An 18185-nucleotide genomic window follows, 5' to 3' on the forward strand; every position below is an offset into this window, starting at 1 on the left:
TCGATCCGCAACGGACCCATGACATCATCGGCAGCTGAATCGGCGCCCGAATCTGCGCAGGAATGCCGATCACGGGCTAGCGCGTCATCCACGCCCCTCGCCACCGTCCCACGGCGTCATAGCCGGACCGAGCGCGGAATCACCGGGTTCGAAGTCGACCCATTCTGATCGGCTCCAGCCAAGCCCAGCCCACGACAATGTCACGTGTCAGTACGGTGTGTGGGGCATGGCCGATGGAGGTGGAGGGTGACCGGGGGTCTACCCGTATCGTGGATCGATCCGCGCCTCGAGGCGTTGGAGGCCGAGCTGTTCCTCATCGGTCAGGAGCTTGCCGCCGCCGAAGCGCGCCTGGTTGATGTCCGCACCCGGTTGGCCGTCTTCACCCGCTTGCACGAACGCCTGCTGGCTCCGTGGCACGCGCAGCTCGACGAGATCGAGGCGAGGATCGCTGAGCTACTTGCCGAGGGGAGCCGCCGCGCCGACGACCGGGACGACGTGGTGCGCACGGCGCGCGTGCTGCTCGGCGAGGCCGATCCCGAAGCCCTCACCGAGTTTCGGACGGCCAGGTTGGTCTGCCCGGTCGCCCGCCGGTTGTCCGATTCCGGCGGTCGTGACGGTCGGCAGTCTCAGGGCCATGTCATCGAAGGCGGTTGTCGATGGATCCTCACCAATCGCGGGGTTACCGACCTCGATGGGCCCTGTCCGCCGGGAGCGCAGGAGGAGTTCGCCGTCGGGCCGGCGGGGTGTTCGACCTCCGCCGGCGCCGGCCCGTTCAGCAGGACGATGACTGTCTCCGCCTCGGACACGCTGGCAAACCTGTTCCACAGCAACAGATCCGCCATCAGCAGAGCCACGTCGCCAACCCCAAGACGGCCTAGCACCAACAGAATCAGACCAACGAGCTGTTTATCCGCAAGCCCTCAGTACCACCACGCGTACAGGTGAAGCTGCCAATTGGGCGTAACGTACACGCAGGTCCAGTCTTCGGCCTGACCGATGACCGTGAGCCCCCAACCCACGGAGTTGCAGGTGGAATTGAATTGATAGCTGCTGTGGTACCGCCAGCCAGCCTGTGGCAGAACGCCTCCGTCGGCCGATGCGGTGGCGGTGGACCGCTCGGCTACCACGGTATACGCCGCTGCCTGCGCCGGTACCGCGCTGAACAGCGTAATCGCGGTTGCGAGCGCTAACGTTGCCGTTACCAGCTTTGTCGTTTTCACGTGCGCTACCTCCAGTTGTGTGTCGCGTGAAGCGTGGGCGTTGTGCGGACGTCGAAACCGTGTCCCCGTGGTTGCGGGTTCAGCCTATTCTTGGGCGATCGCTTCGTCCTTACGGCTCGCTGTCGCGCGACGCTCGTCGTCAGTGGAGCATCACCAAGCCGCCAACGGCGCCCACCAACTTCAAAGCGATGCCCTCCGGGACCGAGCTGGACGTCGTCGTACGCCAGTGAGGTCCTCGGCCGTCAGGTCGTCGAAGGGCTGACCTGGCTGGCGGAGCGCGCCACTCGCGGAAAGCTCTGTCGCCGCAGGACCTCCTGTCGGATCACGAGGCCAATGCCCGCCAGCTCCTCGGATATCAGAACCGCAGGTAACTGTGTATGTCGCCTTGGCGGCATCACCATCGCCGGCCGCCTGTACGCGGCAGATCTCGACCAGCGCCTCGGAGCATGCGAGCCGGTCATGGTGCCTGCTTCGCCGTGCCGCAGCTCGTCGAGTAACGACCAGACCAAGACGGTGGAAGGCCTGCGGTTCCGGCACGCGGGCACCGCGAGCTCCCGCCGGCAGACCCAAGCCGAGGCCGAGGCCGCCGTCCTGGCTCATCTGGTGCAGCGACGCCGGCGCCGACCCGCGGAACGCCCGTCGCTCGGACGTCGCGCCTGGGCCGAGCACCTCGCCAGCGCCTCGTCACCGGCGACCGTCCGACCGCGGCCACCAACCAATCGGTCACGATCGGGCAGCTCCGTGGCTGACGATCGGTGCGCGGCACGGCGCCCGCGAGACCGACGGCCAGACCGGTCAGGTAGGGCACATTCCGCTGCGGGTCGGTCAGCCCGTCGACGATGAGCTTGGTGCACCACGCCAGGCCGACCGGGATGCCCGAGCCCAGCAGAGACAACGACGCGTAGCTCAGAACCGTCCGCGGGGCGGCCCGCCACGCCAGGCCCAACGCACCGGCTACGTCCTTGGCCGTGCCGAGGATCGACGCCAGCGGCCGGGTGCGGCTCATGCGAGCGTGGCGACGTGAGACGACGGCGGAGTCTGCGATCCGGTGTCGGTGGCGGTGGCGGTGGCGACCGCCGGCGCCGGATCGGAGGTCGCCCGCAATTGACCGCTTGCCCAGTCCGCCAACCTCGACGCCTGCGCGCGACGCGGCCCGCACCCGGCGGCGAAGAGTCCCGCCACGTACTGCCGTCCGGCGGAACTGTCCCGTGAGACCGGCCCGCCGCAGACCGCGGTCGCGGTGAACTTCGGCAACGACCGGACCAGAAGCGAATCGCGATCAAATTCCGCGACATGCGGCAGATCGAACAGAAATACCCCGCCGACCGGCCCGATAGCGGCGATGGCACAGGACATCGAAACCTCAACTCTTCTGGCCGGAAACTCCGTCACTCATCGTCGCAGACAGGCCCTTTCATGATCCTGAACGAGCCGGGCGCAGGTCAGAAAGGACCGACCGCACTCGCCGCGTGATTTCGCTGGCGGCGGCGATCCCGGAGCCGCTCGCTGCGGCGACCAGACCAACCACTGAGGAGGTGCCGCGCCGTGCGGTTGCGTTTCACCTCGAGGATGGCCTGGTCGAGGTCGACGTCGCGCTGACAACCCATGGCGCAGTACGCGATCGCGGTCTCGTGCTCGCCGACGAGGCCGTGCGTCCACCCGACCCCGTTGTACGCGACCGCCAGAAGTAGCCGCGCGGTCGGCGTCGAGTCCCCTGAGGCACAACGGCTGGGCGCCCTCCGCGGCGACCAGCACCTTGCTTCCCGGCGAGCCGGGGAGCAGCACCCCCACCCACCCCGCTCCGCCCGCCACGACCGGATCGATCCTTGCATCTGTCTGAATATATTGTTGATCTATACTTCGTCTCCCGATGATCAGGATCAAATGGGGAGAGGCCTTGAAGCGACGACAGTTGGTCGTGGCCGTAGCGCTTGCGGTCGGCACACTAACGGTGCCTACGGGCCAACCGGCGCCCGCCGCCGCGGCGGCGGAGCGAACACCCGGCGGCTGGTACGCGCAGTTGCCGACCGAGCTGCGGGTATGCGACGGCGACGGCTGGAACGGCGGCCCGTCGGTGGCACCGGACGGGTCGGTCGTCGTTCCGGCCGGTGACAACACCGGGTTCAACTTCGGGCAGACGGGCCAGACCTACTGGTTCGCTCCGGGTGTACACACCCTGGGCACCGGTGAGTACAGCACCGTCACGCCCGGCAGTGGAAGCTCCTATCTCGGCGCGCCCGGAGCGGTGTTGGACGGCATGAACGCCAACAAGTACGCGTTCGCCGGTCCCGCCACCGATGTGCGAATCGCCTACCTCGAGATTCGCAACTTCGGTCGTGGGTTGGACAACAACAACGAGGGTGTCATCAACCACAACGCCAGCAACGACTGGTTGATGGAGTTCCTCTACGCGCACCACAACGACGGCGCGGCGGTGTTCCTGGGCAGCCTCAACACGATTCGCGACAGCTGCCTGAAGGACAACGGCCAGTACGGCGTCAGCATGTACGACGATCAGGTCGAAGGCGACTCGGCAATCAAAGGGATTGTCGTGGACAACAACGAGATCGTCGGCAACAACCAGGACGACTGGGAGACCAGGGAACCGGGTTGTGGCTGCACCGGCGGCGTGAAGTTCTGGGACGTCAAGGGCGCTACCGTCACCGCCAACTATGTGCACGACAACCTGAGCGTGGGTCTGTGGGCGGACACCAACAATATCGACTTCCTCTTCGACAGCAACTGGATCGAGCACAACCAGAGCGTCGGCATCTGGTACGAGATCAGCTACAACGCCACGATGAGCCGCAACGTCTTCAAACGCAACGGTTGGGTCAGCGGCAACCAGAACCTCGGTTCCCCGTCGCCGGCGATCTACATCTCCGAGTCGGGCGGTGATGCCCGGCTTCAGCACAGCATCACCGGAAGCCCGAACCTCGACATCCGCAACAACCTGTTCGAGGACAACTTCTCCGGGGTCTCGATCTACGAGAACGCCAACCGGTTCTGCAACGCCAACGGCAACACCAGCAAGACGTACTGCACGCCGTTCGTCAGCCCGACCGTCATCCCGCCGCCGTACGACTTTGACTACCTGGATCCGATCAACGCCACACACCCGTGCTACACGTCGATCGCGAACGAGCCGTACCGGTCGGACTGCCGTTGGCACTCGCGCGACGTCAAGGTGTTCAGCAACGAGTTCCGGTTCGACCAGGCGAAGGTGCCGTGTGCCGGTACCTACTGCGGCGCTCAGGCGCTCATCGCGACCGGCGCCGACAACCTACCGTGGATGCCGTACACCGTGTCGGGCATCCAGCAGGATGTCATGTTCAACAACGGCAACAGCTTCCACGACAACGCCTACTTCGGCGACTGGAGGTTCGCGAGGGGCTGGGGCGACACGATTTCCTGGAACACCTGGCGGGCGGCGCCCTACAACCAGGACGCGGGCAGCACGTTGGACGGTGCGTCCGGTCCGCCGCCGATCGCGAACGCGCTCGACGTCGACACGGCGACGCTCGAAGGATCGCTCGGCAAGTGGTCGCCGTGGTTCGGCTGCACTCTGGAGCGTGTCGCTGACGCCGCGCATTCCGGCGGGTACGGCCTGCGGGTGGCCCTCACCGGGGCCAGCTTCGGGGTGAGCCTGGCCAACTGGCCCGGATTCACCGCCAACCCGGGCGGCAAACGAGTCAGCCTGTGGGCGCGGCAGGGCACCAGCCCGGGAGTCACCACGGCGACGCTGTCGGTGCGCTGGTTCAACGCCGACCAGGTGCTGCTCGCCACCGACGTGGTACCCATCACCGGCCTTACTCCGAACTGGCAGGAGTTCACCGCACAGCTCACCGCGCCATCGACGGCCGCCACCGTCTTTCTGGAGTTGACCGGCGGCGGCGGAGCGACCGGCAACACGCTGCTCCTCGACGATCTCGTGGTCGCCGACCAGCAGTGAGACCGACGAACAACGAGTGAGGTCCAACCCAACGCCGTCGCCGTCCTGTCACTGCGTGGTGTCGGCGTGTCGCGCCACGGCTTCGGCGGCGGCCTCGTCGAGTGCGGTGGCCACGAGGTCTCGGACGGCGACGGCGGCCAGTTCGCGGAACTGCTTGATCTCTGCGGTCAGTGTGGCCAGCTCGGCTGGGTCGAAGACCTTGTCGGTGTCGACGACGTGGCGTTCGAACAGGGCCACGAACCGGTCGGCGATGCGGCGCGCGTCGGCGGCGAGGTTTTCGTACTCGTCGAGCGCGACGGACGGTGGCACGCCGCGTCGCGCCAGTTCCCGTCCAACGGTGAGGAAGGCCTGGCTGGGGACGTGCACGGTGCCGGCCTCTTCGTCGAAGGTGACCAGGCCGAGGGCGACGGAGCGTTGGGCGATGTCGAGGTCGACCTCGCCGTTGGGGAACAGCGCCGCGAAGTCTTCTGGGGTGAGTTCGGCGGGTCCGGTGCCGGGGCTGGAGCCGCCGGCGGCCAGTTCGTGCTCCAGGCCGAGCAGGTCGGTAAGGCTCGCGCCCCGGCTCCAGCCGTCGAGCAGTTCCTTGATCGCGTTGAGGGAGTAGCCCCGGTCCTGGAGCCGGGTGATCACCCGCAACCGGGTGAGGTGGGCCGGCGAGTAGAAGCCGACGCGGCCGGTGATGTGGGGCGGTGGGAGGAGACCGCGCGACTGGTACAGCCGGATCGTGGAGGTCTTGGTGGCGGCCCGCTGGGCGAGCTCCTCGATCGTCAAGCCGTGACCCATCGCACCATCCTATGGCGTCAGCCACTGCGTTAATGTTTACTATGCGAGTGTTTGTTAACGAGGTCGTGGTGGTCGGCGCGCTGTACGTCCTGATCAAGGCGATCGCGTTCGTGACCGCCGAGCGGCGACCGGCTGGCCAGGCCCTGGCGGCGTACCTGACGTGGCCCGGCGTCAACCCGGCACCGTTCACCCGCACTCGAAACACAGGTACCGGCGCGGACGCCACCGGCGTGCCCGCCACGGCGCGTCGCTGGGTGGTCCGCGGCGCGCTCGTCATGGCCGCCGGGCTCGCTGGTGGGGCTGCCCTCGCCGTGGCCGCGCCACGCCTGAACCGCGCCACCGTCGGCTGGCTCGGCGTCGCCGTGATCCTGACCACCGTCCACTTGGGAGCCTCGGACATGCTCAGCGGCTGGCGTGTTCGCCGCTACCCGGTGCTGCGCCTGTTCGCCGACCCCCTCGCCAGCCGGTCGCTGCGCCAGTTCTGGAGCCTGCGCTGGAACACCGCCTACGTCGAGATGAACCGCGTCGTCTTCGCACCGTTTGCCCGGCGCTGGTTCGGCCGGTACGCCAATGCCGCTCTGTTCGCGCTGTCCGGGCTGTTGCACGAGGCCGCCATCAGCGTGCCCGTGCTGGCTGGCTTCGGCGGGCCCACGACCTACTTTCTGCTGCACGCCGCCGCCGTGCACGCCGAGCCACGAATCGGGCTCGCCCGCTGGCCGCGCCCGCTCGCCCGGCTATGGACCTGGTGCTGGGTCCTGGCCCCCTTGCCGCTGCTCTTCCATACCCCGTTCCGCGACGGTCTCGTCGCACCGCTGTTCACCTCCTGGAGCACACCATGACCGACCTCGCCCTGTGGCTGGCCGGCGCCGGCCACTTCGCCCTGCTCGCGGTCAGCGTTCAACTGCCCGCCCACCTCGACTGGCGTAGCGACCTGGCCAAGCTCACCGACTTCAACCGCCGCTTCGTGTGGGTGGCCGGCGGCTTCATCGTCTTCACCTACCTCGGCTTCGGCGTGCTCACCCTGCTGCTGCACGACGAGATGGTGCGCGGCGACCGCAGCGCCGCAGCGCTCGCGGCCTTCATCGGCTTGTACTGGCTCGTACGCGTCGTCGTCGACGCCACCGCGTTCCGGGGCGCACCCTGGCCACGCGGTTGGCTGTTCCGGCTCGGGCACCTCGCGCTGGTCGCACTGTTCGGCTACTTCGTGGTGGTATACCTCGGACTCGCGGTGTGGCACCTGCGCTGACCCGATCCAACTCCGGCTCAGTCGCGTCAGACCGTCGACTGCGCCACGGTTCCCCAGTCGCCGGCCCAGAGCTCGGCGAAACCACGTTCTCAACAGAATCGTTGCGTGAGGTGTCTGGTATGTCACCGACAGATGAAGGCCGGGGCTTGGTACGACAGGTCATCGGCGACGGCGTCCCGCTGCTGCTGCTCACCGCCTGGGGCCTCGCTTTCGCCGGCGGCTTCGCGATGTTTCTGGCCGCAAGCGGCGAGTTCCTTCCGCACGACATCCGGTACCTGAAGATGAGCGCCGCCGAGCTGTGCTCGGTAGCGGACTGTCGCGTCGTGGAGTTCATGATCCACGATCGGGCCGCGTTCGGTGGGGCGCTGTTCGGCATCGGAGTTCTGTACGCCTATCTCGCCCTCTTCCCCCTCCGGCGGGGCGAGGCCTGGGCCTGGTGGCTGCTCCTATTCAGCGGGATCACCGGTTTCGCCAGCTTCTTCGCCTACCTCGGCTACGGCTACCTCGACACCTGGCACGGCATCGGCAGTCTGCTCCTCCTGCCGGTCTACCTGCTCGGCATGGCCCGCAGCCGCCGAATCATCCAGCCCTGGAACGGGCCACTGGTCCTGCTCACCACGGGCCGGCTGCCCGATCTACGAAGCCGCCAGGGGCTCGGGAAGGCCTGCCTGCTCCTGGGCGCCGGCGGCACCACGATCGGCGGCCTGGTCATTCTGGGTGTCGGCCTCACCGACGTCTTCGTGCCCGAGGACCTCGCCTTCATGCGGGTCACCGTCGACGACCTCCACCGAATCAGTCCGAGGCTTGTGCCACTCATCGCGCACGATCGCGTCGGCTTCGGCGCCGCCGTCGGCGTCATCGGCGCCACCGCACTCACCTGCCTCTGGTGCGCGCCCAGCTCGCGGGCACAGTGGGAGACACTATGCATTTCCGGCCTCGTGTCCCTCACCGCCGCCATCGGCATTCATCGAGCCATCGGCTACACCGATCATGGACATCTCGCACCGGTCCTTGCCGCCGCCACCTCAACAATCATCGGTCTCGTGTTGACCTTTCCCAAGACCGGCCGACCGACCCCGCAACGCCCGACATGACAGACCAGCGAGCGACAACCGCGCGGTAAACATCCGCTAAGCGCTGACGTCGCCCTCGAGGTTCAGGTGGCATCGAAGCGGGTTGACGGATTGCCGCACGAGTTCGCCTTCGAAGTTCCTTCGGGACGGCTCCACATCGGCGACGCCGATGACAGTGACGAGATCGCGCTTCTGCCCAGGTCTCGTCATCCAAGGTGATCCATACGCCATGGTCGGCACCCCGATCTGGGATGAGGACATCCTGATTCCCGGTCAGATGAGCGCTACCGGGATCTGCGAGGATAAATCATGACCTCCAGATGGCGGACAGGCTGGGATCTTCTGGCAGCCATCGCGGCTGCGACCGCCGTGATCATGATCGTTCTCTACGTCGGACTGATACGTCAGCAAGGCGGCCACGCGGCGGCCTGGTTCATCGGAGGACTGGCAGCGGCAGCACTTCTTTCGATCTATGGTGTCGCTCGCGCGGCGCCTGGGCGCCGATCGGCGCTGGCAGTATCGGGCGTGATGATGGTGGTGCTCGGCCTCCTCGGCATCCTGTCGATCGGCTTTCCCATCCTCGGTGCGGGTGTGATGGCCCTGGTCGCTGCTGCGCGCGCCATGGCGGGCCCGCCGCTGGGTAGAGGTTGACCTGAACCCCGCTCGCGAGGCGCAACGCGCTCATCGGCCGCCGTCCGTGCGTACGGACTCGACCGGTCGTCGGCGATCCGAGGACATAACTTCCGGCAACTTGCTGGCGCAGTGTTCGTGGGCCCGTTCTCGGGGAGGCGCCTCCAAGGTCTCAGTGGCGGTCGATTGCGTAGGTGTCTAGGTCCGCCGACCCCAGGACTGGATGAGGGTGAACGTTGTACCCCAGCGGCCGGGTTCTGCGAGCTCCTTCTCGGCTCCCTGCTGTAGCCTCGCCAGCTCCTCGGCGCTGACGAACTCCTGCAACCGCGGGGCCAAGCTCGTGGTCATTTGAATCGGCAACCGCAGGTAGGGATGGCCCTGGGGCAGAGCAAGAACTTCAGCGTTGAGGTGTGGCTCGATTCCGGCGCCGTAGAACAGGTCAACGTGTGTGCGGCCACCGTCGAGCGCCGAGACCCGGGCGAACGCCTGATCGATCAGCCCGATGAGCCGGTCGAGCGCGGGCGCCGGCGGGTTGCAATGCCACGAGGCCTTGTCCCAGTCCTCCAGCGCCAGAAGGCCACCCGGCCGAGCCAGCCGACAGTATGTGGCCATCTGCTCCTCGCCGCGGGCCAGCGGGCCGATCTCGAACCGCGAATGGACCAGGTCGAAGGACGACGGCTCCAGTTTGCTCTCGAAAAGGTCGTCCCTGACCAGGACCACGTTGCCGAGGCCTTCCTCGGCCACGAGCCTCTTGGCGGCCGCGAGCATGGCCTCGTCGATGTCTGTTCCCACGACCTCGCCGTCTGGGCCGACCCACTCGCTCAGCAGGCGCAGCCAGCCCATCGCGCCGCATCCGATGTCGACGGCCCGGGCACCGCGACCATCACCGAACTGTTCCAGGAGCCGGCGACCGCTCGGCTCCCATACGCGCGACTGCAGCTTGAGCCGGTCCAGCTCGGAGACCTGCCCAGCCAGCAGGTACGTCGACGAACTCATGGCACGTCCTCTCGCCTTGTTCGTTCAGTCGAGGCGAGTGTCGGCCCGACACTGGGCCGCAACAAGTTCAGGAAATGAACTCGTGCCGATCTTCCGCTGGTGAGAGGCTGCTGATATGCGGACCTACGGTCAGTACTGCCCGATCGCTCGGGCGTCGGAGCTGCTCGCGGAACGTTGGTCCATCATCATCTTGCGCAACATCCTCGTCGGCTGCAGAACCTTCAATGAAATCGCCGACGGCGCCCCAGGGCTGTCTCGGGGACTGCTCTCGAAGCGGCTGCGGGAGTTGGAACGCGCCGGGGTTATCGAAATTCAGGCCAAGCCCGACGGACCTGGATCCATCTACGAACCCACCCGGGCCGGTCACGAATTGGCCGGGGTGATGGTGGCCCTGCACGACTGGGGATCGAAGTGGGCGCAGCTGAAGCCCGAGCGCGCCCACCCAGGTGTGGTTCTATGGGCGTGGGTGAACTTCTGGCTCGACCGCGAGCTCCTCCCCCGACGTCGCGTCGTCGTCCGCTTCGACTACCCCACGCTTCCCCGGCCGATCCCCCGTGGCTGGTTGCTGATCGAACGCGGTGACGCCGAACTTTGTCTCAAACACCCCGGCGGCGAAGAAGACTTGATCGTCGTGATCAACGAGCCGCTGGCGTTCGCCCACTGGCACATGGGAAAAATCGAGTGGACTGACGCGCTGCGCTCCGGCGCGATCGCGGTGACCGGGTCACGCAACCTGGCACGGGCACTTCCCACCTGGAACCGACGTAGCTGGACAGCGGAAGACCCACGCGCGAGGTTCGAACCGCCAGTTCGCCAAGCCGAGCCAACCACGGCGACCAGTCCAGCCTGAGAAACTGTTCTCGGCGCACGGATCGTTGCCCAACCTACTAGGCTTGTGGTCGGCTGGCTCGCGATAGTGATCATGTTCCTGTCGCAGACCACGGTCAGATGGTTGGCTCGCAGGTAGGCCGCTGCATCTTCCGCACCGCCGGAACAGCGGAATTGTCGACCCCCACGTTGCGATGGCATCGGCAGTCAACGATCCGATCCGGTGACCGTCCGGAAGGTGGTTTGCCCCGGCTTCACGGCGCGGCAGCGTCAAGGGCTGACGCCGATACGAAGGGGCATGCCATGGGGCAGCCGTTGCCAGCGGTCACGTTGCCGAAGCGGGTCACCGACCGGGAGGTCTATCTCGCGGTCGCCGCCGCGAGCGGTCCGGAGACCGATGTTCTGGCCGGGATTGTCCGTCACGTGCTGTTGCTGCGGCCGAACCTGGCCGCCGCCCGCCTGCGCGAGCTGAGCACGACGGTGGCCACGGCGATCGCGCAGCACCGGCCGGACCCGGCCCGGGACCTCTCGCCCGACGACGCGTTCCGGATGAGCCGCATCCTCGTCGCGGTGGTACCGCACCTGACCACCACTCCGCTGCGCGAGGCCGCGACCGGGTACACCCGCGAGTTCCTGCGCAGCTTCCGGCAGGGCGCCGGCCAGCGGCGCCAGGTGCAGCCGCTGGACCTGCAGTTCGACCGGGTGCCGAACGTGCGGCGGCTGTGCCGGCAGATCTGGGCGGGGCTTTACGATACGGCCGTCGCGCGGCCGGCGGTCGCGGCCGGGATCGACACCGGACCGCTGGGCGCCGCGCTCGGCATCGGTACCGGTGACGCGGCCGCCGTGGCGGTGACCAAGGTCGATCTTCCGGTGCTGCGGACGTTGGTGGAGCAGCACATCCAGCCGAACGGCGCGCTCAGCATGCCGGCCGGTGGCGTGCAGTCCACGCTCGGCGCGATCAGCGGCTCGGTCTCCGGCGTGCGGGACCAGTACACGACCACCCTGATCGAGATCAACGTGTCCATCGGCAAGGCCGAGGACAAGAAGACCCCGGAGAACCTGTCCGCGCTGGACAAGGCGATCAAGAAGGCCGAGGAACTCGACAAGCAGTTGAAGGACGCGGCCGACGGCTCCAAGGAGGCGCTCGGGGTCCTGGCCGCGGTGGCCGACCTCGTCGACGCGGAGTTCGGCAATGACATCCGCGAGTTCGCGACGATCTCGGTGGGGATGCTCACCGCCGCCCAGAAGGCCGCCCGGGCGTCGGCGCAGGTGGGCAAGTTCATCCAGGGCATCGCGTCGGCCAGTTCGTGCGAGCTGTTCCTCGGCGGCGGCATCGGTTTCGCGTTCGTGATGACGGCGTTGATGATCCAGGCGACCGGGTTGTTCGGCGGCCGGTCCAAGCCGATCGAGCAGGTCATCCTGGAGGAGCTACGCAAGCTGGCCGAGCTGGTCGCCGAGCTGCGCGACGAGATGCGGGTCCGCTTCGACCGTATCGACGCGCGCCTGGACCGGATGTACTCGGGACTCCTGGCCCGGCTCGCCGAGATCGACTTCAACCTCGGACAGGTCGAGGGGAACGTCGAGGAACTGCAGGCCTCGCTGTACCAGTTGCACACCGAGCTGACCCGGCTCACCGCGGACTTCCAGGCCCAGCTCGACGCGGCGCACCGCCGTGACCTCGTCGAGGGCATCAACGGGTTCCTCAACTTCCAGGAGCGTACCGGCCAGCCGATCGACAACGAGACGTTCCTTGAGGCGGAGAACCTGTTCTTCACCTGGGGCAACGACCATGCCCGGGATCCGCTACAGGCCGGCCCGGAGGAGCGCCCGTTCACCGACGACGACCTGCTGACGGAGCTGACCCGGTTCAGTACCGCCACCAACATCAACTACCTGCGGCTGGCACCGGCCGAGCGCTTCGGGCTGGCACCGCTCGCGTCGGGCCGGTTGGCGAACCCGCTCGACTGGATCGTCGCGGCCGAGGCGTACGCCCAGTTGAGCGAGGAATCGCCGGCGTTGGCCGCGCCGATCTCCGACAACCGGGTCGCCGCCCTGATCGAGATCGGTGCGGCGCTCGGCACGGCGCTGTCGCGGATCGCCGACCCGCAGCTGTTCGACACCCTCCACGACCACTACCGGACGCGGTACGACGACCTGCGCAGGGCGATCTCCGACGCCGAGGCGCAGTTCCGAATCGCGCCGCGTCACCAGTTGCACAACATCACCCTGTTCGGCGGCGCCGAGCAGGGGCCGCCGGACGAGCACTTCTTCAACTCCGACCGGGAGACGTGGGTGGAACTGGGCCGCTGCGGTGGCGGCCGGTTCGACGACAAGGTCGCCAAGCTGTCGACCGCGGCGATCACCGACCTGAATCTGACCCCGCTGCGCCCGTACCTGATCGCCGACAACCTCAGCAACAGCTCGCTGCCCGGCGTGGCGAGCGGGCTGCGGAAGCTCAGTGCCTGCATCGCCGCGTCGTGGCGGCTGATCAGCAGCGAGGAGCCGGGGCTCGGCAACATCGTGCGGCTGACGTACGAGCTGTCGATGCACGTCAACATCAACTACGGCACCGAGGTCGTCTACCGCTACACCGCCGACACGCGCGAGCGGTTCATCGCCTCGGTTCCGAAGAGCGAGCTCGGCTCCTTCGACCCGACCACCGGCCCACGGGGCAAGAACCCGTACCCGTTGCTGGTCGGCGACAAGAAGCTGTGGTCGAAGTTGACGACGTTCCCGCGACGGCAGGCGATCGTGAACCCGGCGCTGCGCGCCGCCACGGTCACCACCGTCGCGGCGAAGCTCCGCCTGGCCCAGCGGGCGTTCTACAACCAGGTCGCCGAGCGGCTCGGCCAGGCCGGCGATCCGATCGGGCGGTTCGGCCGGCGCCTCACCGGGGCGAAATTGCTGTGGCAGCAGTTGGTGGTGGCTGGTTTCCCGCTGTCGGTGCAGGCCAACGAGATTCTGCGCGGCCTGGTGCTCGGTGGCAACGCGCTGCTCGCCGGCAGCGACGCCGAGGCCGAGGACGCGCTGCTCGACGACGTCCGCGACCTGTACGCCTTCTTCGGCACGCGTCGCGAGGACCCGCCGGCCGCCAACATCTCCGCCGAGCTGCGGACCCTCGCGCTGGGCCGGGCCACCCAGCTCAAAACCCTCCTGGACGGCATCGTGGCCGCCGGCAACCCGCCCGAGCCACCCCAGGTGTTCGCGCCCACCCTGCTCCGCCTCAGCCTGCTCTAGTACGCCGAAGATCCACCACCTCCGGCGTGCGCGAGGAGATGACGATCGGCGTGGACCCGGTGGCAGCGCGCAGCATGAACGCCGAAGCTCGAGTCGTGGCGGCGCGAGTTCGAACCTCGTAGTTGCGGACCCGACCGTCCAGGCAGTGTGATCACAGACGATGATCGTGTTGTTGGTTGTGGGCGGCCCAGGAGGCGAGTAGGCGTAGGGCGTCTTCGGTGGGTGAGCCGGGTTCGGCGGTGTAGAGGGTCATGGTGAGGTCGGGTTCGGCGCGTAGGTCCATGCTTTCGTAGGCGAGTTCGAGGCCGCCGACGATGTGGTGGTGGAAATGTTTGACGCCGGTGCCGTGGGTGCGGACGTTGTGGGCGCCCCAGCGGCGGCGGAAGTCGTCGCTGCGGGTGGACAGTTCGCCGACGAGGTCGTGCAGGCCTTTGTCGTGGGGGTCTTTGCCGGCGGCGGTGCGCAGGTTGGCGACGGTCATGTCGGCGGCGAGGTCCCAGTCGGGGTAGAAGCGGCGGGCTGCGCTGTCGAGGAAGGTGAATCTGGCGAAGTTCGGCTGGCCGCCCGTGTTGGAGTAGTGGTCGCTGTACATGGCGCGGCCGAGGTGGTTGGCGGCGAGCAGGTCGAGGCGGTTGTTGCCGACGATGGCGGGCGCGGTGGTGATGGCGTCGAGTGACCATTGCAGGCTGGGCCGGACCGTCCACTGTTTCGGGCGGCGGCGGGTGCGCAGGATGGCGTTGCTGCCGTCGGCCTCGTGGGCCAGGCGTAGCAGGTGGGCGCGTTCGGCGTCGTCGAGGTGCAGGGCGCGGGCAATGGCGTCGAGGACGCCGGCGGAGACGCCGGCGAGGGTGCCGCGTTCGAGTTTGGCGTAGTACTCCACGCTCATGCCGGCCAGTGCCGCGACCTCGCTGCGCCTAAGCCCGGGCACGCGGCGCTGTCCGGCGACGGGGATCCCGGCTCGCTCTGGTGTGATTTTGGCGCGGCGGGAGGTGAGGAACTCGCGCACCTCGACTCGGTTGTCCACACCGTCGACGGTACGACGCGCGCTGCCTACCTGGGATGTACTACGAGTACACCCATCGGCAGTGACTTCCTCGTGCCGCGCCCTGCGGGTGTGCTGGACGCCATGACCGATGTCATGGCCCCGACCGTCGCCGCTCGGACCCGCCGCTGGGCGGCTGCTCTGATGACCGCTTCACTGGTCGCTGCGTTGGCCGGGTGCTCCGTTCAGCCCCGCCCCGACGCCACGGGGTCCGATTCTCCGTCGACCACGTCAAGCGCCACGGTGGGGGTAGCGGTGGTGCTGCGGTTCGGTGACCGTGTCGCGACCGCGACGCTGGTCGATACGCCGGAGGCGCGGCAGTTCGCTGCGATGCTGCCGGCGACCGTGGAGCTGAAGGATGTGTGGGGGCAGGCGAAGTCGGGGCGGCTGCCGCACGTGCTCACGGTCGAGGGCTCCGCTCCGATCCATGATCCCGTCCCGGGTCACATCTACTTCTGGCCGCTGAGCGAGGTGATCGCCGTCTACTACGACGACCTCGGCCAGGCGGTGCCCGACCCGGGCCTGGTCCGCCTCGGGACCATTGACACCGGCCTCGACAGTCTCGCCAACGCGGGCAGGCGGATCGCGGTCCGGATCGAACTGGCCCGACCTGCCTGACCCACCAACGCCATCAGTCGCGTACAAGGAGATCTCTGCTCATGCGTGCTGCTGTCATGACCGCCCCCGGTGAGGTCCGCGTGGAGGACCGTCCGGAACCGAAGATCATCGAACCGACGGATGCGATCGTCCGGCTGGCCGCGACATGTATCTGCGGGTCGGACCTGTGGCCCTACCGCGGCATCGAGAAGATCGACGGGCCACGGCCGATGGGCCACGAATACGCCGGCATCGTCGAAGCAGTCGGCGCCGACGTTCGCACGGTGCGGCCGGGCCAGTTCGTGGTCGGCTCGTTCTTCGCCTCCGACAACACCTGCGAGATCTGCCGGGCCGGCTACCAGTCCTCGTGCGTGCGCCGGGAGTCCGCTGCCCCGGGCGGGGCGCAGGCCGAACGGATGCGGGTTCCGCTGGCCGACGGCACGCTGGTGGCCACACCCGACCTACCCGGCGACGACCTGATCCCCAGCCTGCTCGCCGTCTCCGACGTGCTGGGCACCGGCTGGTTCGCCGCGGTCGCCGCGCAAGCCGGCCCCGGCAAGACCGTCGCGGTCGTCGGTGACGGCGCCGTCGGGCTCCTCGGGGTCCTCGCCGCACGGCAACTCGGTGCCGAACGCATCATCGCGATGAGCCGGCACGAGACCCGCCAGAAACTCGCCCTCGACTACGGCGCCACCGACATCGTCACCGAACGCGGCGACGACGGCGTGGCCCGGATCAAGGACCTCACCGACGGGCTCGGCGCACACTCGGTCATCGAAGCCGTCGGCACCCAGGAATCGATGATGCAGGCCATCCGCTCCACCCGCCCCGGCGGGCACGTCGGCTACGTCGGCGTCACCCACGACGTCGTCCTGCCCGGCATGGACCTGTTCTTCTCCCACGTCCACCTGCACGGCGGCCCCGCACCGGTACGCCGCTTCCTGCCCGACCTGATCGACCTGGTCTGGAACCGACGGATCGACCCCGGCAAGGTATTCGACCTCGCCCTCCCGCTCGCCCAGGCAGCCGACGGCTACACGGCCATGGACGAACGCCGCGCCATCAAGGTGCTGCTACACCCGTAACCCCTGCGACGACGCCTGCCCTGGCCCGCGCCGCGCAGGCCGGGGCAGTCAGCAGTTGCTGCACCCGAAAGGAACAAGCGTGGCGGCACGGCTCACACCTCTTGACCCGACGGTGACCCGGACAGACGGGCCGGCAGCGGCACCGCATGACCAAGCGGCCAGCCGCCGCCTCGGCATCGTGCTCGGACTGCTGACGATCTTCGGTCCGATCTCCATGGACCTCTACCTGCCCGTACTACCAGCGCTCACCGCCGAACTGGGGTCAGCCACCTCGACCGCGCAGCTCACCATCACCGCCTGCCTACTCGGCCTTGCCCTCGGACAACTCATCGCCGGACCCCTGTCCGACCGGTTCGGCCGCCGCCGCCCCCTGCTGGCCGGCGTCGCGGCATACATCGTCACCTCGGTGTTGTGCGCGATCAGCCCGACCATCGAAACGCTCATCGCCGCCCGGTTCGTCCAGGGCCTCGCCGGCGCCGTCGGCATCGTGATCGCCCAAGCCGCCGGCCGTGACCTCTACACCGGCCGCAAACTGGTCCGCTACTACGGCCGGCTCACCGTGCTCGCCGGGCTGGCGGCCATCATCGGGCCCGTCATCGGCGGGCAACTCGCCGCCGTCACCGACTGGCGCGGCCTGTTCCTCTTCCTCGCCGCCCTCGGCGTCGCCATCCTCGCCGCCTCGACCCTCGTCGTCCGCGAGACGCTACCCCCGGAGCGCCGCGTCGCCGGAGAGTGGACACGCATGGCCCGCGACTTCCGGCGTCTGCTCACCGACCGGGTCTTTCTGGGCGCCGTCCTGGTCAGCGGCTTCACCAACGCCGCAATCTTCGCCTACCTCGCCGGCGCCACCTACGTGCTGCAGGGCATCTACCAGCTCTCGCCACAGCAGTACTCGTTGGCGTTCGGTCTGAACTCCCTCGGCTTCATGGTCTTCGGCTACCTCGGCGGCCGACTGGCCGAGCGATGGTCGGAGACCGGCACACTGGCGACCGGGCTGGGCATGAGCACGCTCGGCGCGGCAGGACTACTGGCCACCGCCATCCTGCACCTACCCCTGATCGCCGTCGTCATCTCGCTGCTGACGATGGTCAGCGGAGTCGCCGTCACCTCTCCACCCGCGACCTCGCTCGCCCTGGCCGACTACCCCGACATCGCCGGCACCGCCTCGTCTCTGCTCGGCCTGGCCCGGTTCGCGTTCGGCGGCCTGGCCGCACCCCTCGTCGGCCTCGGCGGCGCCGACAACGCCCTCCCACTCGGACTCGTCACCGTCACATCCACCGCGCTCGCCGTGACCGCCTACGCCACGACCATCAGATCCCGGCATCACGACCGGAACACGAGCCGGAAGCCCTCATGAGCGCGGACATTCGCCGCCAGAACGCACCCGCGAGGCGGCGCATCTACCTGTTCAGTGCTGTCGAGGCGATCGTGTTCACCGCTGTCGGGTGGCTGTTCGGGCGAGAGTGTGCGGCCAGGTGTGGGACGGCCATGGCGGG

At 68.1% G+C, this 18185-nt stretch carries 17 protein-coding genes; 12 read left to right on the plus strand and 5 right to left on the minus strand.

Features of this window, described 5'->3' with window-relative positions; translation table 11 throughout:
* Window positions 1–246 precede the first annotated feature (246 nt).
* The gene (locus tag Vau01_RS52210) at window positions 247–945 is read left to right on the plus strand and encodes an ABC transporter C-terminal domain-containing protein (protein ID WP_204008914.1); all 699 of its coding nucleotides are present in this window, start codon (window positions 247–249) and stop codon (window positions 943–945) included.
* Here Vau01_RS52210 and Vau01_RS52215 read toward each other — a convergent pair.
* Both Vau01_RS52215 and Vau01_RS52220 read right to left on the minus strand, forming a co-directional pair.
* A complete protein-coding gene (locus tag Vau01_RS52215; RefSeq protein ID WP_204008915.1) occupies window positions 921–1220 on the minus strand; it encodes a hypothetical protein in 300 nt (99 codons plus the stop codon). The genes Vau01_RS52210 and Vau01_RS52215 overlap by 25 nt on opposite strands.
* A gap of 1002 nt (window positions 1221–2222) precedes the next feature.
* Window positions 2223–2612 carry a hypothetical protein gene (locus Vau01_RS52220; RefSeq protein ID WP_204008917.1) on the minus strand — a complete coding sequence of 130 codons (390 nt, stop codon included), beginning with the start codon at window positions 2610–2612 and terminating at the stop codon, window positions 2223–2225.
* A 77-nt stretch (window positions 2613–2689) separates the two neighbouring features.
* Here Vau01_RS52220 and Vau01_RS52225 point away from each other — a divergent pair, with 77 nt between their 5' ends.
* Window positions 2690–2911 (plus strand): hypothetical protein, encoded by a 222-nt coding sequence (locus tag Vau01_RS52225; RefSeq protein ID WP_204008919.1) that lies wholly within the window; start codon window positions 2690–2692, stop codon window positions 2909–2911.
* 260 nt (window positions 2912–3171) lie between these two features.
* Window positions 3172–5172 carry a right-handed parallel beta-helix repeat-containing protein gene (locus Vau01_RS52230; RefSeq protein WP_204008921.1) on the plus strand — a complete coding sequence of 667 codons (2001 nt, stop codon included), beginning with the start codon at window positions 3172–3174 and terminating at the stop codon, window positions 5170–5172.
* Between the two features lie 48 nt (window positions 5173–5220).
* On the opposite strand, the gene Vau01_RS52235 is transcribed toward Vau01_RS52230, so the two are convergent.
* Window positions 5221–5955: a MerR family transcriptional regulator gene (locus tag Vau01_RS52235; protein WP_204008923.1), complete on the minus strand. Its 735-nt coding sequence runs from the start codon at window positions 5953–5955 to the stop codon at window positions 5221–5223.
* A gap of 41 nt (window positions 5956–5996) precedes the next feature.
* On the opposite strand from Vau01_RS52235, the gene Vau01_RS52240 reads away from it, so the two are divergent.
* The 4 genes from Vau01_RS52240 (at window position 5997) to Vau01_RS52255 (ending at window position 8925) form a co-directional block, all read left to right on the plus strand.
* Window positions 5997–6794 (plus strand): MBOAT family protein, encoded by a 798-nt coding sequence (locus tag Vau01_RS52240; protein WP_204008924.1) that lies wholly within the window; start codon window positions 5997–5999, stop codon window positions 6792–6794.
* Window positions 6791–7201, plus strand: coding sequence for a hypothetical protein (locus tag Vau01_RS52245; protein WP_204008926.1), 411 nt, complete (start codon window positions 6791–6793; stop codon window positions 7199–7201). Before Vau01_RS52240 ends, Vau01_RS52245 begins: the two co-directional genes overlap by 4 nt.
* A gap of 146 nt (window positions 7202–7347) precedes the next feature.
* The gene (locus Vau01_RS52250) at window positions 7348–8295 is read left to right on the plus strand and encodes a hypothetical protein (RefSeq protein WP_204008928.1); all 948 of its coding nucleotides are present in this window, start codon (window positions 7348–7350) and stop codon (window positions 8293–8295) included.
* A 288-nt stretch (window positions 8296–8583) separates the two neighbouring features.
* Window positions 8584–8925: a hypothetical protein gene (locus tag Vau01_RS52255; protein ID WP_204008930.1), complete on the plus strand. Its 342-nt coding sequence runs from the start codon at window positions 8584–8586 to the stop codon at window positions 8923–8925.
* A gap of 177 nt (window positions 8926–9102) precedes the next feature.
* On the opposite strand, the gene Vau01_RS52260 is transcribed toward Vau01_RS52255, so the two are convergent.
* Entirely contained in the window at window positions 9103–9900 is a 798-nt protein-coding gene (locus Vau01_RS52260; RefSeq protein WP_204008931.1) for a class I SAM-dependent methyltransferase, read from the minus strand.
* Between the two features lie 115 nt (window positions 9901–10015).
* Here Vau01_RS52260 and Vau01_RS52265 point away from each other — a divergent pair, with 115 nt between their 5' ends.
* A complete protein-coding gene (locus Vau01_RS52265) occupies window positions 10016–10750 on the plus strand; it encodes a winged helix-turn-helix transcriptional regulator (RefSeq protein ID WP_204008932.1) in 735 nt (244 codons plus the stop codon).
* 281 nt (window positions 10751–11031) lie between these two features.
* Window positions 11032–13965 carry a hypothetical protein gene (locus tag Vau01_RS52270; RefSeq protein ID WP_204008933.1) on the plus strand — a complete coding sequence of 978 codons (2934 nt, stop codon included), beginning with the start codon at window positions 11032–11034 and terminating at the stop codon, window positions 13963–13965.
* Between the two features lie 151 nt (window positions 13966–14116).
* On the opposite strand, the gene Vau01_RS52275 is transcribed toward Vau01_RS52270, so the two are convergent.
* Window positions 14117–14989 carry a helix-turn-helix transcriptional regulator gene (locus Vau01_RS52275; RefSeq protein WP_204008934.1) on the minus strand — a complete coding sequence of 291 codons (873 nt, stop codon included), beginning with the start codon at window positions 14987–14989 and terminating at the stop codon, window positions 14117–14119.
* A gap of 273 nt (window positions 14990–15262) precedes the next feature.
* Between Vau01_RS52275 and Vau01_RS52280 the strand changes: the two genes are divergently transcribed.
* From Vau01_RS52280 to Vau01_RS52290, 3 genes are all read left to right on the plus strand, one after another.
* A complete protein-coding gene (locus tag Vau01_RS52280; RefSeq protein WP_204008935.1) occupies window positions 15263–15625 on the plus strand; it encodes a cyclophilin-like fold protein in 363 nt (120 codons plus the stop codon).
* 41 nt (window positions 15626–15666) lie between these two features.
* Window positions 15667–16689 (plus strand): zinc-dependent alcohol dehydrogenase family protein, encoded by a 1023-nt coding sequence (locus tag Vau01_RS52285; protein ID WP_204008936.1) that lies wholly within the window; start codon window positions 15667–15669, stop codon window positions 16687–16689.
* Window positions 16690–16768: 79 nt separating this feature from the next.
* Complete coding sequence (locus Vau01_RS52290; RefSeq protein WP_204008937.1) at window positions 16769–18046, plus strand: multidrug effflux MFS transporter; 1278 nt, start codon at window positions 16769–16771, stop codon at window positions 18044–18046.
* The last annotated feature ends 139 nt before the right edge of the window (window positions 18047–18185 follow it).

Origin of the sequence: Virgisporangium aurantiacum, assembly GCF_016863635.1 — a bacterium.
GTDB lineage: Bacteria > Actinomycetota > Actinomycetes > Mycobacteriales > Micromonosporaceae > Virgisporangium > Virgisporangium aurantiacum.

What these genes read in the sequence shown, in the direction of transcription:
- Vau01_RS52235 (WP_204008923.1), bottom strand. Translation starts at nt 5,955, where the DNA reads ATGGGTCACGGCTTGACGATCGAGGAGCTCGCCCAGCGGGCCGCCACC.
- Vau01_RS52240 (WP_204008924.1), top strand. Translation starts at nt 5,997, where the DNA reads ATGCGAGTGTTTGTTAACGAGGTCGTGGTGGTCGGCGCGCTGTACGTC.
- Vau01_RS52245 (WP_204008926.1), top strand. Translation starts at nt 6,791, where the DNA reads ATGACCGACCTCGCCCTGTGGCTGGCCGGCGCCGGCCACTTCGCCCTG.
- Vau01_RS52285 (WP_204008936.1), top strand. Translation starts at nt 15,667, where the DNA reads ATGCGTGCTGCTGTCATGACCGCCCCCGGTGAGGTCCGCGTGGAGGAC.
- Vau01_RS52260 (WP_204008931.1), bottom strand. Translation starts at nt 9,900, where the DNA reads ATGAGTTCGTCGACGTACCTGCTGGCTGGGCAGGTCTCCGAGCTGGAC.
- Vau01_RS52270 (WP_204008933.1), top strand. Translation starts at nt 11,032, where the DNA reads ATGGGGCAGCCGTTGCCAGCGGTCACGTTGCCGAAGCGGGTCACCGAC.
- Vau01_RS52265 (WP_204008932.1), top strand. Translation starts at nt 10,016, where the DNA reads ATGCGGACCTACGGTCAGTACTGCCCGATCGCTCGGGCGTCGGAGCTG.
- Vau01_RS52255 (WP_204008930.1), top strand. Translation starts at nt 8,584, where the DNA reads ATGACCTCCAGATGGCGGACAGGCTGGGATCTTCTGGCAGCCATCGCG.